The sequence below is a fragment of the Streptomyces sp. NPDC039465 genome (genome assembly GCF_055639315.1).
Genome location: NZ_JBVKAP010000004.1, coordinates 340,834 through 352,811 on the forward strand (window position 1 = coordinate 340,834; position 11,978 = coordinate 352,811).

General features: G+C 73.5%; 12 protein-coding genes and 1 pseudogene. 7 read left to right on the top strand and 6 right to left on the bottom strand.

Annotated elements, in window-relative coordinates:
• Positions 1–35: 35 nt before the first annotated feature.
• The gene (locus ACZ7LT_RS16030; protein ID WP_471236648.1) at positions 36–794 is read right to left on the bottom strand and encodes an SDR family oxidoreductase; all 759 of its coding nucleotides are present in this window, start codon (positions 792–794) and stop codon (positions 36–38) included.
• A gap of 115 nt (positions 795–909) precedes the next feature.
• Between ACZ7LT_RS16030 and ACZ7LT_RS16035 the strand changes: the two genes are divergently transcribed.
• Positions 910–3,999 (top strand): AfsR/SARP family transcriptional regulator, encoded by a 3,090-nt coding sequence (locus ACZ7LT_RS16035; protein ID WP_471236649.1) that lies wholly within the window; start codon positions 910–912, stop codon positions 3,997–3,999.
• Here ACZ7LT_RS16035 and ACZ7LT_RS16040 read toward each other — a convergent pair.
• Positions 3,959–4,624 carry a TetR/AcrR family transcriptional regulator gene (locus tag ACZ7LT_RS16040; protein WP_471236650.1) on the bottom strand — a complete coding sequence of 222 codons (666 nt, stop codon included), beginning with the start codon at positions 4,622–4,624 and terminating at the stop codon, positions 3,959–3,961. The two genes, ACZ7LT_RS16035 and ACZ7LT_RS16040, sit on opposite strands and share 41 nt — an antisense overlap.
• A gap of 99 nt (positions 4,625–4,723) precedes the next feature.
• Between ACZ7LT_RS16040 and ACZ7LT_RS16045 the strand changes: the two genes are divergently transcribed.
• On the top strand, positions 4,724–5,497 hold the full coding sequence (locus tag ACZ7LT_RS16045; RefSeq protein WP_471236651.1) for an SDR family oxidoreductase: 774 nt from the start codon (positions 4,724–4,726) through the stop codon (positions 5,495–5,497).
• Positions 5,498–5,572: 75 nt separating this feature from the next.
• Here the strand turns inward: ACZ7LT_RS16045 and ACZ7LT_RS16050 are convergent, their stop codons facing one another.
• The 3 genes from ACZ7LT_RS16050 to ACZ7LT_RS16060 all read right to left on the bottom strand — a co-directional run bounded on the left by ACZ7LT_RS16050 (position 5,573) and on the right by ACZ7LT_RS16060 (position 7,968).
• The gene (locus tag ACZ7LT_RS16050; protein ID WP_471236652.1) at positions 5,573–5,986 is read right to left on the bottom strand and encodes a hypothetical protein; all 414 of its coding nucleotides are present in this window, start codon (positions 5,984–5,986) and stop codon (positions 5,573–5,575) included.
• An 87-nt stretch (positions 5,987–6,073) separates the two neighbouring features.
• A complete protein-coding gene (locus tag ACZ7LT_RS16055) occupies positions 6,074–6,514 on the bottom strand; it encodes a RidA family protein (RefSeq protein WP_471236653.1) in 441 nt (146 codons plus the stop codon).
• Positions 6,515–6,618: 104 nt separating this feature from the next.
• A complete protein-coding gene (locus tag ACZ7LT_RS16060) occupies positions 6,619–7,968 on the bottom strand; it encodes an aminotransferase-like domain-containing protein (protein ID WP_471236654.1) in 1,350 nt (449 codons plus the stop codon).
• 105 nt (positions 7,969–8,073) lie between these two features.
• Between ACZ7LT_RS16060 and ACZ7LT_RS16065 the strand changes: the two genes are divergently transcribed.
• Genes ACZ7LT_RS16065 through ACZ7LT_RS16075 form a run of 3 tightly spaced genes read left to right on the top strand, consistent with a single transcriptional unit; the run spans position 8,074 to position 10,239 of the window.
• Positions 8,074–8,883, top strand: coding sequence for an alpha/beta fold hydrolase (locus ACZ7LT_RS16065; RefSeq protein ID WP_471236655.1), 810 nt, complete (start codon positions 8,074–8,076; stop codon positions 8,881–8,883).
• A gap of 37 nt (positions 8,884–8,920) precedes the next feature.
• Positions 8,921–9,436 carry a DUF7144 family membrane protein gene (locus ACZ7LT_RS16070; RefSeq protein ID WP_471236656.1) on the top strand — a complete coding sequence of 172 codons (516 nt, stop codon included), beginning with the start codon at positions 8,921–8,923 and terminating at the stop codon, positions 9,434–9,436.
• Between the two features lie 35 nt (positions 9,437–9,471).
• Complete coding sequence (locus ACZ7LT_RS16075) at positions 9,472–10,239, top strand: ATP-grasp domain-containing protein (RefSeq protein ID WP_471236657.1); 768 nt, start codon at positions 9,472–9,474, stop codon at positions 10,237–10,239.
• Positions 10,240–10,290: 51 nt separating this feature from the next.
• Here the strand turns inward: ACZ7LT_RS16075 and ACZ7LT_RS16080 are convergent.
• Positions 10,291–10,608, bottom strand: a pseudogene (locus ACZ7LT_RS16080) (GNAT family N-acetyltransferase); the annotation flags it as partial.
• A 178-nt stretch (positions 10,609–10,786) separates the two neighbouring features.
• Here ACZ7LT_RS16080 and ACZ7LT_RS16085 point away from each other — a divergent pair.
• Positions 10,787–11,218: an NUDIX domain-containing protein gene (locus ACZ7LT_RS16085; protein ID WP_471236658.1), complete on the top strand. Its 432-nt coding sequence runs from the start codon at positions 10,787–10,789 to the stop codon at positions 11,216–11,218.
• A 296-nt stretch (positions 11,219–11,514) separates the two neighbouring features.
• On the top strand, positions 11,515–11,952 hold the full coding sequence (locus tag ACZ7LT_RS16090) for a hypothetical protein (protein ID WP_471236659.1): 438 nt from the start codon (positions 11,515–11,517) through the stop codon (positions 11,950–11,952).
• Positions 11,953–11,978: the final 26 nt, after the last annotated feature.

Sequence of the window (11,978 nt, forward strand, 5' to 3'; positions counted from 1 at the left end):
CGTCCTAGGCCCCGGGACCCCTCCGGGGCCGCGCCCTACGCCGGGTTCAGATGCTGCACGAGCCCCCCGTCCACGGCCAGCTTCACCCCGGTGGTGAAGGTGGCGTCCACGGCGAGGAAGAGCGCGGCCCGCGCCACCTCGTCGGACGTACCGTGCCGGTGCAGCGGCGTCGCCGCGTCACCGGCCTTCTTGAACGCCTCGTGCTCCTCCGCCGTGAGCCCCTGGACCCCGCCGCCGGGAGTGTCGATGTACCCGGGCGACACCGCGTTGACCCGGATCCCCCGGCCCACCAGCTCGGCGGCGAGCCCCTGGGCGAACGACCACAGCCCGGCCTTCGTCGCGGAGTACACGCTCATCCCCGCGCTGCCCGTGACATCGGCGACCGAGGTCGTGAAGACCACCGAGCCACCGTCGCCGAGCAGCGGGATCAGCCCCTGCACGGTGAAGTACGGGCCCTTCAGGTTCACCGCGAACATCTTGTCGTACTGCTCCTCGGTGGCCAGCGCGATCGGGGCCAGTTCGGCGATGCCCGCGTTGACGAAGAGATGGTCGACCCGGCCGAGCTTCTCCCCGACGAGCCCCGGCAGCGCGCGTACGGCGTCCATGTCGGACAGGTCGGAGGAGATGACGTGCGCCGCCGGGCCGAGCTCCGCCTGCGCATCCCGCAGATTCCGCGGATTGCGGCCGGTGACGATCACCTCGGCCCCGCCCTCGACAAGACGCTTCGCGATGGCGAGGCCCATGCCCATGGTGCCGCCGATGATGACGGCCTTCTTCCCCGAGTACGTGCTCATGTCCGGCTCCCTGATGGTGAGTTCGTCGTTCCGCTGACGGATACGACTCTGCGCCGGGCCGCTGACGGGGGGCTGATGACCGGCTGACGGATGGGCGGCGGATACGGTTTCCCGCATGCGGTACGGGGTGCTGGGGCCACTGGCGGTGTGGGACGGGGCGGGGGAACAGGTCCGCGTCGCCGAGCCCAAGGTCCGCGCGCTCCTGGCCGCCCTGCTGCTGCACGAAGGCCGCCCGGTCTCCGCCGACCGCCTCCTGGACGACCTGTGGGGCGAGGAGCTGCCCGGCCGGCCCGCCAACGCCCTCCAGGCCAAGGTCTCCCAGCTCCGCCGGGCCCTCGGCCGCGACCGCGTCGTCCACGGGCCGACCGGCTACCGCCTGCTCCTGGCCGGTGACGACCTGGACGCGACCGGCTTCCGCGCCCTGCTGGCCCGCGCCCGCCGCACCCCGGACCCGGCGGCACGCGCCACCCTCCTCGGCGAGGCGCTCGGGCTGTGGCGCGGGGCGGCGTACGAAGACGTCGCGGACGAGCCGTTCGTACGGGAGGGCGCGCGCCGCCTCGAAGAGGAACGCCTCACCGCCCTGGAGGACCTGGCCGAGGCCCGCCTGACCCTCGGCGAACACACCACCCTGGCCCCCGAACTGACCGCCCTGGTCGCCCGCCACCCCCTGCGCGAACGCCTGCGCGCCACCCAGATCCGCGCCCTGACCGGCGCGGGCCGCCAAGCCGAGGCCCTGCGCTCCTACGAGGACCTCCGCACCCGCCTCGCCGAGGAACTGGGCGTGGACCCGGCCCCCGAACTGACCACACTGCACACCGCCATCCTCCGCGGCACTCTCCCGCCCGAGAGGCCCCCCGCCGAACCCACCACCGCACCCGGCCCCGTACCGGCTCCCGCCGCGCTCCCCGAGTCCCTGACGCGACTCGTCGGGCGGGAACGGGACGTCGAGGCGACCGCCCGGCTGCTGCGGGAAGCGCGCCTCGTGACCCTCGTCGGGGCCGGCGGCGTGGGCAAGACCCGGCTCGCGGTGGAGACCGCGCGCGGCGCCGCCTACCGCGACGGGGTGTGGTTCGTGGAGCTGGCCGGGCACGGCAGGGGCGCGGACCTCGCCGAGACCGTCGCCGCCGCCCTCGGGGTACGGGACGACGCCGCCGCCGGCCTGCCCTCCCTCAGGACGCCCGTCGCCGCCGCCGAGCGGCTCGCCGCAGCACTGCGCGGGCGCACCGCGCTGCTCGTCCTCGACAACTGCGAGCACGTCGTCGCCGAAGCCGCCGAACTCACCGCCCACCTGCTGCGCACCGCCCCCGGCCTGCGGATCCTCGCCACCAGCCAGGAACCCCTCGGCCTGCCCGGCGAGACCGTGTGGCCGGTCGAGCCGCTGGCCCCCGAGGACGCGATACGGCTCTTCGCGGCCCGCGCCACCGCCGCCGACCCCGCCTTCACCCTCGGCCCCGGCACCACCGACGACGTGGCCGAGATCTGCCGCCGCCTGGACGGCATCCCCCTCGCCCTGGAACTGGCCGCGACGCGCGTACGAGCCCTGGGCACCCGCGCGCTCGCGGCACGCCTCGGCGACCGGTTCCGGCTCCTCACCAACGGGCAGCGCGGCGCGCCACCGCGTCAGCAGACACTCCGGGCCATGATCGACTGGAGCTGGGAGCTGCTGTCCGTACCGGAGCGGATCGTGCTGCGCAGACTCGCCGTGCACCGCGACGGCTGCACCCTCGGCGCGGCGGAAGCCGTCTGCGGCGGCGACGGCGTACCCCGCGAGGACGTCGTGGAGCTGCTGGCCCGGCTGGTGGACCGCTCGCTGGTGGTCCGCTCGGGGGAGCGATACCGGCTCCTTGAGTCGGTCGCCGCCTACACCCTGGAGCGGCTGCGGGAGTTGGCCGACGAGGACGCCGTGCGGGCCCGGCACCGCGCGTACTACCTGACCCTCGCCGAAGCGGCCCGCGACGGCCTGCGCGGAGGCGGCAAAGACGACGACCGGCACGACGGCGGCCCAGGCGACAAGGGACACGACGGCGGCCAGCACGGATGGCTGCGGCGGCTGAACGCCGAGGCGGCGAACCTACGGGCGGCCGCCGAGCCGGACCCGGGACCGTTCGCGGTGGCGCTGGCCTGGTACTGGCTGCTGTCCGGCCGGCTGCGCGAAGGCCGCCGATGGTTCGCCCGCGCGGCGCACGAACCCGGCGCGAGCGGTGAAGTACGCGCCATGGAAGCCGCCTTCGCGCTGCTGTGCGGAGAGAAGACGGCCCTCGCCCCCGACGTGTACGCCACGATCGAAGACCCCGCCGCCCGGGCACGAGCCGGCTGGCTCGTCGCGTACGGGCACTACTACACCGGCGACCTCGCGGAGAGCGAACGGCTCGTGGCCACGGTGGTCGAGCCCACCGCGGGCGCCGACCGGTGGACCCAGGCCGCCACCCACGCGCTGCGGTCCGCACAGGCCCTGCTGCGGGGCGACTCGGCGGCGCAGGGCCGGCACGGTCACGAAGCCGTCCGGATCTTCCGCGAACTCGGCGACAAATGGGGCGAGTTGCAGGCGGTGGCGCCCCTGGCCGCACTCGCCGAGATCAACGGCGCGTACGGACAGGCCGCCCGCCTCCACGAGGACGGCCTGCGGCTCGCCCAGGACCTCGGCCTCGCGGCGGCGGTCTCCGCCCGCCTCTCCGGACTAGGCCGCCTCGCGCTGCTCGCCGGCGACTGGGACCGGGCGGCCGAGCTGCACGGGCGCGCGCTGCGCACCGCCGCCGAACACGGCTACAAGTGGGGCGAGATCTACGCCGAGATGGGCCTCGCGCTCGGCGCGCGCCGGTCCGGACAGCTGGACGAGGCCGAGCGGCTGCTCCATCGCATCGCCGACTGGTACGCGCGCGTCTCCTCGGAACAGGGCAACCACCTCGTCCTCGCCGAACTGGGCTTCGTCGCCGAACTCCGCGGCGACGGCCCCACCGCCCGCGCCCTGCACCTGCGGTCCCTGGCCGTGGCCCGCACGCTGGGCGACCCGCGCGCCCGCGCCCTGGCCCTGGAGGGACTCGCCGGCGCCGAAGTCCTCACCGCCCGCCCCACCCGCGCCCTGCTCCTCCTGCGCACCGCCGCCGCCCTGCGCGGGAACGCCTCGGCCCCCCTGCCCCCGGCCGAACGCACCGACGTCACCCGCATCACGGCAGCGGCGAAGGCGGCCCTGGGAGGTGTGGGCTGATCGGCGGCCAGCCCCGCCGCCCAGGCCAGCCCGCCAGGGCCTGCTCCGCGACCGCCCGCAGCTCGGCCGCGTCCGCGCCGTCGCGGGCCCGCTGGGACATGCCCTGGATGACGACGGCGAAGTAGCCCGCAAGGGCCCTGGGGTCGGCGGTCTCGGGGAGCTCGCCGGTGCGGCGCGCCTCGGCCAGGCGGCTCTCGAAGACCGTCAGGTTGCGGTTGCGCAGATCGCGCAGGAAGGCGCTGACGTCCTCGTCCTGGACCGTCACGTTCGTCGCCGCGTTGATCGTCAGGCACCCCGCCGGGTGCGAGGGGTCCGGGTAGATCTCCGCCGTCTCCCGCAGGATGCGGGCGAACGCGCCGTACACCGTCGGCTCCTCCGCCAGAGCCACACCCATGAACGCGCCGAACGGCGTGCGCCCGTACGCCTCCACGGCCTCCTTGAAGAGAGACTTCTTGTCGCCGAAGGCGGCATACAGGCTCCCCGGCCTGATGCCCATCGCCTCGGTCAGGTCACCGACCGACGTCGCCTCGTAGCCGCGCTCCCAGAAGAGGCGCGTCGCCGCCGCGAGCGCCGCGTCGCGGTCGAAGCCCCGGGGGCGGCCGCGGGTGCCTGTTGTCGTCGCCATGGCCACATTGTAGAGCGGTCACTCAAAAAATCGTGCTAGCGTCTTTCTTGAGCGAGCACTCAACAATGCTCGACGGCACCGGAGGGGTGGACACCAGCCATGGGTACGCACGCACTTGAGGGCAAGACGGCACTGGTCACGGGCGCGAGCCGGGGCATCGGGCGGGCCATCGCCGAGCGCCTCGGCCGGGACGGAGCCGTCGTCGCCGTCGCCTACGCCCGGGACACCCCCGCCGCCGAGGAGGTCGTCGCCCGGATCCGCGACGACGGCGGCGCGGCCTTCGCCGTACGGGCCGAGCTCGGCCACCACCAGGACGCCGCCGCCCTCTGGGCCGGCTTCGACGCCCGGATCCTCCAGCACGCACCCACAGGCGGCGTCGACATCATCGTCAACAACGCCGGCATCGGCCGCAGCGCCGACCTCGCCTCCCTCACCGAGGACGACTTCGACCAGGTCTTCGCCGTCAACGTCCGCGCCCCGTTCTTCATCGTGAAGGAAGGCCTCACCCGGCTCCGCGACGGAGGCCGGATCATCAACATCTCCAGCGGCGCGGCCCGGCTCGCCATGCCCGAGTCCATCGCCTACGGCTCCACCAAGGGAGCCCTGGACACCTTCACGGTCAACCTCGCCAAACAGCTCGGACCGCGCGGCATCACCGCCAACTCCGTCGCCCCCGGCGTCGTCGACACCGACGTCAACGCGGGCTGGCTGCGCGGCAACCCGGACGCCGAGGCGTACGCCTCCTCCCTCGCCGCCCTCGGCCGCGTCGGGCAGCCCGAGGACATCGCCGGCATCGTCGCCTTCCTCGCCTCGGACGACGCCCGCTGGGTGACCGGCCGGGTCGTGGACGCGACCGGCGGCGCGGGCCTCTGACCGTCCTGTCCGACGCGGACAGCGGAAGGGGCCCCGCCGGAACTCAGCTTCCCGCAGGGCCCTTTCCCGCCGCCCTCACTCCCGCGTGTAGAAGAGGTAGAACGCGGCGCAGAACACCCCGGCCGCGATGATCGCCCCGTACGACGACGCCGTCAGGATGCTGCGATCGGCCAGTCCCGCCAGGAACCCGATCGCGGTGCCGGCCAGCACCCCGTACGCCGTTGCCCGCCACCCGCGCGGAAGCAGATGCTGCGTACGGCCCAGCAGATAGCACAGCCCGCCCAGGACGGCCGCGCAGAGGAAACCGAACCCGACCTGGCCCCAGGTGATGGCGCCGCCGCTGCGCTGGAGGAACGACGTGTAGAAGCCGTAGATCACGGCCAGCGTCAGCGGGATCGACCAGCCGAGCGAGCCGTGCCGCCGCACCTCCCGGCCCTGACGGCTCCGCCGCCCTCGCCGGCCGGCAGGTATCGCTGCGTGTGCGGCCATGGCAGGAGCTCCTTCACTCTCGCCCCCCAGCCACTCTCACCTCCCTCCAGGGCACACCCACGTGCGGTACCCGCGCAACCGGAGACCTCAGCCGCGGGGCGGGCGTACGGCGATCGCGTCGACCTCGAAGAGCATCCCCGGCAGCGCCAGCGCGGCCACCCCGCTCAGCGTCTGGGCCGGCAGCCGGTCGCCCCAGGCCGCGTGCAGCGCCTTGCCGAGGATCTCCAGCTTCGCCAGATCGTGGTCGACGACGAACGAGCCGAGGCGTACGACATGCTCGAAGCCGAGTCCCTCCGAGGCGAGGGCGGTGCGCAGGTTCTCGAAGCTCCGCTCGACCTGGGTGGCGAAGTCCTCGGAGACCACGGCGCCGGTCTCGTCCGAGGCGTACTGCCCCGCGACGAAGACCATCTCGCCGGGCGCGGAGGCGACATGGCTGTAGCCGAAGGGGGCCGGGTCGTGCAGACCGGCCGGGTTGGTGAGGGTGCGCCGGTCGTTCGTGTGCCGGTCATTCATGGGCTGGTCGTTCATGCGTGGTGCGTCCTTTCGGAGAGAGCGGCCACCAGGGTGGCGGCCAGGGTCAGGCACGCGCGGCGATCAGCCGGCGTCAGCTGTCAGCTGTCAGTCGTCATCTGTCAGGCGTCATCTGTCAGTGGTCCGCCAGCCACTAGGGAGGAGGCGCGGGCCGCCAGCCGTTCCAGTGCCCGCGCCAGCACCGGCCGCGGCGGCGACGCGAGCCCGATCCTGACCGCGTCCGCCGCCCGCCCCGGGCCCACCGCGAACGCCGCGCCCGGTGTGACCGCGATCCCCCGCTCCGCCGCCGCCGCGACGAACGTCTCCGCCCGCCACGGCGCGGGCAGCCGCCACCAGCAGGAGTAGGCGCGCGGGTCGGTGGCGATGTCGAAGCCGCCCAGATGCCGGAGCACCAGCTCATGGCGGGCCGCCGCATCCGCCCGCTTCGCCGCCACCACCTCCGCGACCGTGCCGTCCCCGGCCCACCGCGTGGCCGCCGCCAGCGCGAACCCCGCCGCCGTCCACGCCCCCGAACGCAGCGTCTCGGCCAGCCGCTCCCGCCGCTCCTCCGGGGCCACGAGATAGCCGACCGTAAGGCCCGGCGCCAGCCGCTTGGAGAGGCTGTCGAGGAAGACCGTGCACTCCGGGGCGTACGCGGCGAGCGGCGCGGGGGAGTCCGGGTGCAGAAACCCCCAGGTCGCGTCCTCGATCGCGGTCAGCCCCAACTCCCTTAGCACATCCGCCCATTGGGCGCGCCGCCCGTCACTCGCCGTCAGCGAGAGCGGATTGTGCAGGCTCGGCTGCAGATACACCGCGGCGAGCGGCGCCGCCCGGTGCGCCGCCGCCAGCGCGTCCGGCCGCATCCCCTCCCCGTCGAGCGCGATCGGCACGAGCCGCACCCCGAGCCGCTCCGCGACCGCCTTGACCAGCGGATACGTCAGCGCCTCGACACCCAGGCGACCACCGGGCGGTACGAGGCAGGAGACCGCGGCCGCGATCGCGGCCCGGCTGTTGCCCGCGAACAGGATCCGGTCCGGGTCGGGCCGCCAGCCGGAGCGGGCCAGCACCCCGGCCGCCGCCTCCCGTGCCTGCGGCGTACCGACGGCCGCCGCGGGCCGGGCCGCCTCGGCCAGCACGTCCGGCCGCGCCAGCGCCCCCAGCGCCCGGGCCATCAGCTCCGACTGGCCGGCCACCACCGGGTAGTTGAGCTGGAGATCGACCGGCGCAAGCCCGGACGCCTCCGCGAGCGCCGGACCCGGCAGCGGCGGAGCCGCCCGGACGAACGTCCCCCGGCCGACCTCCCCCACCACCAGCCCGCGCCGGGCCAGCTCGCCGTACACCCGGATCGCCGTGGACGGCGCGATCCGGTGCCGGCGGGCGAACAGGCGCTGCGGCGGCAGCCGGTCACCGGGCTTCAGCCGCCCGCCCGCGATCGCCCGCGCCACCCGGTCGGCGATGTCCCGGTAATCCACCCGCCCCGCCCCCCAACGACCTGGCCGCGACAACACCGGCCCTCATTGCACCGAGAGCAAACGATCTTATTGCACCGACGAGTTGCCGCTGCCTAGCCTCCGACCATGCCTTCCGCGCTCATCGACCACGTGACCACCGGCTACGACGACGACGGCACCGGCCCCGCCCTCGTCCTCATCCACGGCCACCCCTTCGACCGCACCATGTGGCAGCCCCAGCGCGACGCGTTCACCGCCACCCACCGCGTCATCACCCCCGACCTGCGGGGCTACGGCACCACCACCGTCGTCCCCGGCACCACCCCGCTCGACCGCTTCGCCGCCGACATCGAGGCCCTCCTCGACCACCTCGGCGTGGACCGCTTCGTCCTCGGCGGACTGTCCATGGGCGGCCAGATCGCCATGGAGTGCTACCGCACCTTCCCCGACCGCATCCGGGGCCTGATCCTCGCCGACACCTCACCCGCCGCCGAGACCCCCGAGGGCAAGGCCGCCCGCACCGCCATGGCCGACCGGCTCCTCGCCGAAGGCATGCGCGGCTACGCCGACGAGGTCCTCGACCTCATGGTCGCCCCGTACCACACCCACGCCGCCCCGCACGTCCACCGCATGATGCTGGCCACCTCCCCCGAAGGCGCCGCCGCCGCCCTGCGCGGCCGGGCCGAACGCCCCGACTACCGCGACCTGCTCACCCGCGTCACCGTCCCCGCCCTCGTCGTCGTCGGCCGTGACGACAGCTACACCCCCGTCGCCGACGCCGAGGCCATGCACGCCGCCCTCCCCGACTCCACCCTCGTCGTCGTCGACAACGCGGCCCACCTGCCGAACCTGGAACGCCCCCAGGAGTTCAACGCCGCCCTCGCCGCCTTCCTGAACTCCCTCGATTCCCCAGACTCACCCGTACAGCGCAGCTGAACGTTCGGTCCTGGACCATCGACACGACGATGAGTCCATGACCCAGAACACCGCACCCTCCGCGCCGCCTCCCGGCGCCCCCGCCACCTCGCCCGCCAACGGCGACTGGGCGGCCGACGGCGCCCTCTTCGCCGGCGTCCTGATGACGGTCGTGGGCCTCCTCGACATCGTCCAGGGCATCGCCGCCATCGCCAAGGACGACATCTACACCCGCATCGGCGACTACGTCTTCGCCTTCAACCTCACCGCCTGGGGCTGGATCCACCTCGTCCTGGGCATCGTGGTCGCCGTCGTGGGCGGGGGCATCCTCAGCGGCAAGGAGTGGGCGCGCGTCCTGGGCATCGCCCTCGCCGCACTCCAGATCGTCGTACAGTTCCTGTGGCTGCCCTACCACCCCGTCTGGGCCATCTTCGCCATGGCCATCGCGGTCTTCGTCATCTGGGCCCTCGCCACCGCCCCCACCTACCCGCACGACACCCGGGGCACCACCGCCCCGCGCACCCCGCCGAACCGGCCCCCGACCCCCGGCACGTACCCCGGCCCGAAAACCTGAGCGATCCCCCTCCGCCGCTCCCTAGGCTCGGTGCCATGAACCACGGCACCGGGCCCACCCTCCTGCTCCACCCGCCGCGCACCACCACCGCCGAACTCCTCGGCCAGGCCGCCGCCTGGCGCGGCCACACCGTCGTCGGCTCCGTCGAGCAGGCCGCCGGCACCCAGACGTACTGGTACGGAGGACCGCTCGCCGCCGACCAGGTCGCACGGCGCCTCGGCCTCGGGCTCCTCGAACCGGCCGACGACTGGCTCACCACCGTCCCGTACGCCCTGACCCGGCGCCGCATCCGCCTGAGCACCCTCGACGAGGCCCGCGCCCTGACCGGGCCCGCCTTCGTGAAGCCACCGTCCGCGAAGATCGACGCGCTGCCCGCCGCTCTCCACGCCGACGGCTCCCGGCTGCCCCGCCACCTCGACGCCGACACCCCCGTCCTGATCAGTGACCCGGTGGAGTTCGCCGCCGAGTACCGGCTGTTCGTCCTCGACGGCGAGGTCGCCGCCGGCAGCCACTACGCCACCTACGGACGGCTGGACCCCGGCCCGCTGCACCCCGACGCCCACAGCTTCGCCCGCGAACTCCTCGACACCACGGCCAAGACCCTCCCCAGCGCCGTCTGCGTCGACATCGGCCGTCTCACCGACGGCCACTGGGCCGTCGTCGAGGCCAACATGGCGTGGTTCGCCCACAGCTACACCGCCGAACCCGACCGCATCCTCGACGTCCTCCTACGCGCCGCCGGCCCTCTCACCCGGCTCCGGGACAGCGACCTGCCGTATGTGAGAGCCGCCTGCCGCTCATGAGATACGAGCCGTACGTGAGACGGCCCCGGCGTACGTGCGGTCGATGGTCTTCTACGCGGTCGTCTGTTCGTCCTGCGTTCGGTCGCCTCCGATCGACAGGCCATATGTGTGGCGCTGAGTGTCCCACTCCCGTTCGAGGATGGAGTGGACCACTGAGTCACGCCACACACCGGCCTTTTCGATGTGCTCTCGGATGCGCCCCTCCTCGACCATGCCGACTTTCGCCATGGTCCGCGCTGACGCTTCGTTCAGAGGGGAGCGCGCTCCCCACACCCGGTGCAATCCGAGATCATCGAAGGCGAGGCCGAGGAGCAACGCGACGAGCTCTGCACCGTAGCCCAAGCCCCACGCGCTCGGACGGAGCGCGAACCTGGCCCGCCTGATCACCACCCTCACCCAGCAGCGACGGTGGCTGATCATCATGTGCGCCGACCACGGCGACGCGTACGGGGACGACGGCTACCACGGCCGCGGCATCGCCCACCCGAGCGTCATGAATGTCCCATTCACGGCCATGGCGCGCGGCTGAGCACTACGCTCGCGCCCCGTGAGCACGCCCAGCACAGACACCAGCACACCGGATGCCTCCGTCATCGTCGCCCGCGACGACGCAGGACTCGTCGCGCTCCTCACTGCGGACTTCCCCGCTCACGGTGGCGAGTTCCTTTTCCTCCCTGGCGGCCGCCAGGAAGCCGGGGAGACACCAGATGAGTGCGCGCGGCGTGAACTGAAGGAGGAGGCAGGCATCACCGCTTCCTCCTGGCGCTCCCTCGGCACCTACGCCATCACTCTCGGCTCGAATGCCCGCGTACACCTTTTCGAGGCTAGGGGTCTCACCTTCGGCCCACAGGCGCTCACCCCGACGGAGGTCGACTTCAAGCTCTCGTGGTGGCCCTTGCACGAAGCGATCGAAGCTGCGAAGGAAGGTCGCTTCCTCCTGCCGGCCGGTCCTCTCGCGCTGATGCTGGCCGAGCGGTAGCCGCCTCGGCAGGGACGACGCGTCTGCATGCCCGTTCCGGTGCGCTCATACGTGGCTGACTCACTCGTGCACCGAGTCCCGCGGCGCGATTCGCCCGCGGCCAGAGCTCCGCCCCCGGCACGGCACGGCACTGGAGTCTGCTGCGCGTGCTCTCAGGGGACCAGTCCGCAGACGGAACTGCCCGTTGTCCGGGGGCGGTGATTTCGGCCCCGCTCACATGGGCGTTGTTGAGTGCCGTACGTGAGACGGCCCCGCCCGGATGGCGGCCGCCCCGGCCGCCGCGCACCGTGGACCGTATGACCCCCCGCCGTACCTCAGCCGCAGCCGCAGCCGCAGCCGTCGCCGTCCTCCTCGCCGTCACCGCCCTGTCCGGCTGTACCGAGGAGGACCGGCAGAAGGCCGCGGACGTCGTCGCCTCCGCCACCGCCGCCGCCGCGTCCAAGATGGCCCAGGTCACCGACGGCATCGACGCCAAGGCCGACGTCAAGGCCGGCCCGACCCGCGCCGACGGCGACCGCACCACCGCCGCGATCACCGCCACCAACGTCACCGGCTCCACCGCCGACTACACCATCGCCGTCAACTTCCGCGACGACGGCGGCGGCCTCCTCGACACCGTCGTCGTCACCATCGACGACGTCCCCGCCGGACAGTCCAAGACCGGCGCCGCCCGCAGCAACCGCACCCTCTCCGGAGCCACCACCGCCGACATCGGCCAGGCCCTGCGCCACTGAAGGATGGATGTCCTGGCCCACCAGTA

What these genes read in the sequence shown, in the direction of transcription:
- ACZ7LT_RS16070 (WP_471236656.1), top strand. Translation starts at nt 8,921, where the DNA reads ATGACCCAGAACACCGCACCCTCCGCGCCGCCTCCCGGCGCCCCCGCC.
- ACZ7LT_RS16035 (WP_471236649.1), top strand. Translation starts at nt 910, where the DNA reads ATGCGGTACGGGGTGCTGGGGCCACTGGCGGTGTGGGACGGGGCGGGG.
- ACZ7LT_RS16040 (WP_471236650.1), bottom strand. Translation starts at nt 4,624, where the DNA reads ATGGCGACGACAACAGGCACCCGCGGCCGCCCCCGGGGCTTCGACCGC.
- ACZ7LT_RS16075 (WP_471236657.1), top strand. Translation starts at nt 9,472, where the DNA reads ATGAACCACGGCACCGGGCCCACCCTCCTGCTCCACCCGCCGCGCACC.
- ACZ7LT_RS16030 (WP_471236648.1), bottom strand. Translation starts at nt 794, where the DNA reads ATGAGCACGTACTCGGGGAAGAAGGCCGTCATCATCGGCGGCACCATG.
- ACZ7LT_RS16090 (WP_471236659.1), top strand. Translation starts at nt 11,515, where the DNA reads ATGACCCCCCGCCGTACCTCAGCCGCAGCCGCAGCCGCAGCCGTCGCC.
- ACZ7LT_RS16045 (WP_471236651.1), top strand. Translation starts at nt 4,724, where the DNA reads ATGGGTACGCACGCACTTGAGGGCAAGACGGCACTGGTCACGGGCGCG.
- ACZ7LT_RS16050 (WP_471236652.1), bottom strand. Translation starts at nt 5,986, where the DNA reads ATGGCCGCACACGCAGCGATACCTGCCGGCCGGCGAGGGCGGCGGAGC.
- ACZ7LT_RS16065 (WP_471236655.1), top strand. Translation starts at nt 8,074, where the DNA reads ATGCCTTCCGCGCTCATCGACCACGTGACCACCGGCTACGACGACGAC.
- ACZ7LT_RS16055 (WP_471236653.1), bottom strand. Translation starts at nt 6,514, where the DNA reads ATGAACGACCAGCCCATGAATGACCGGCACACGAACGACCGGCGCACC.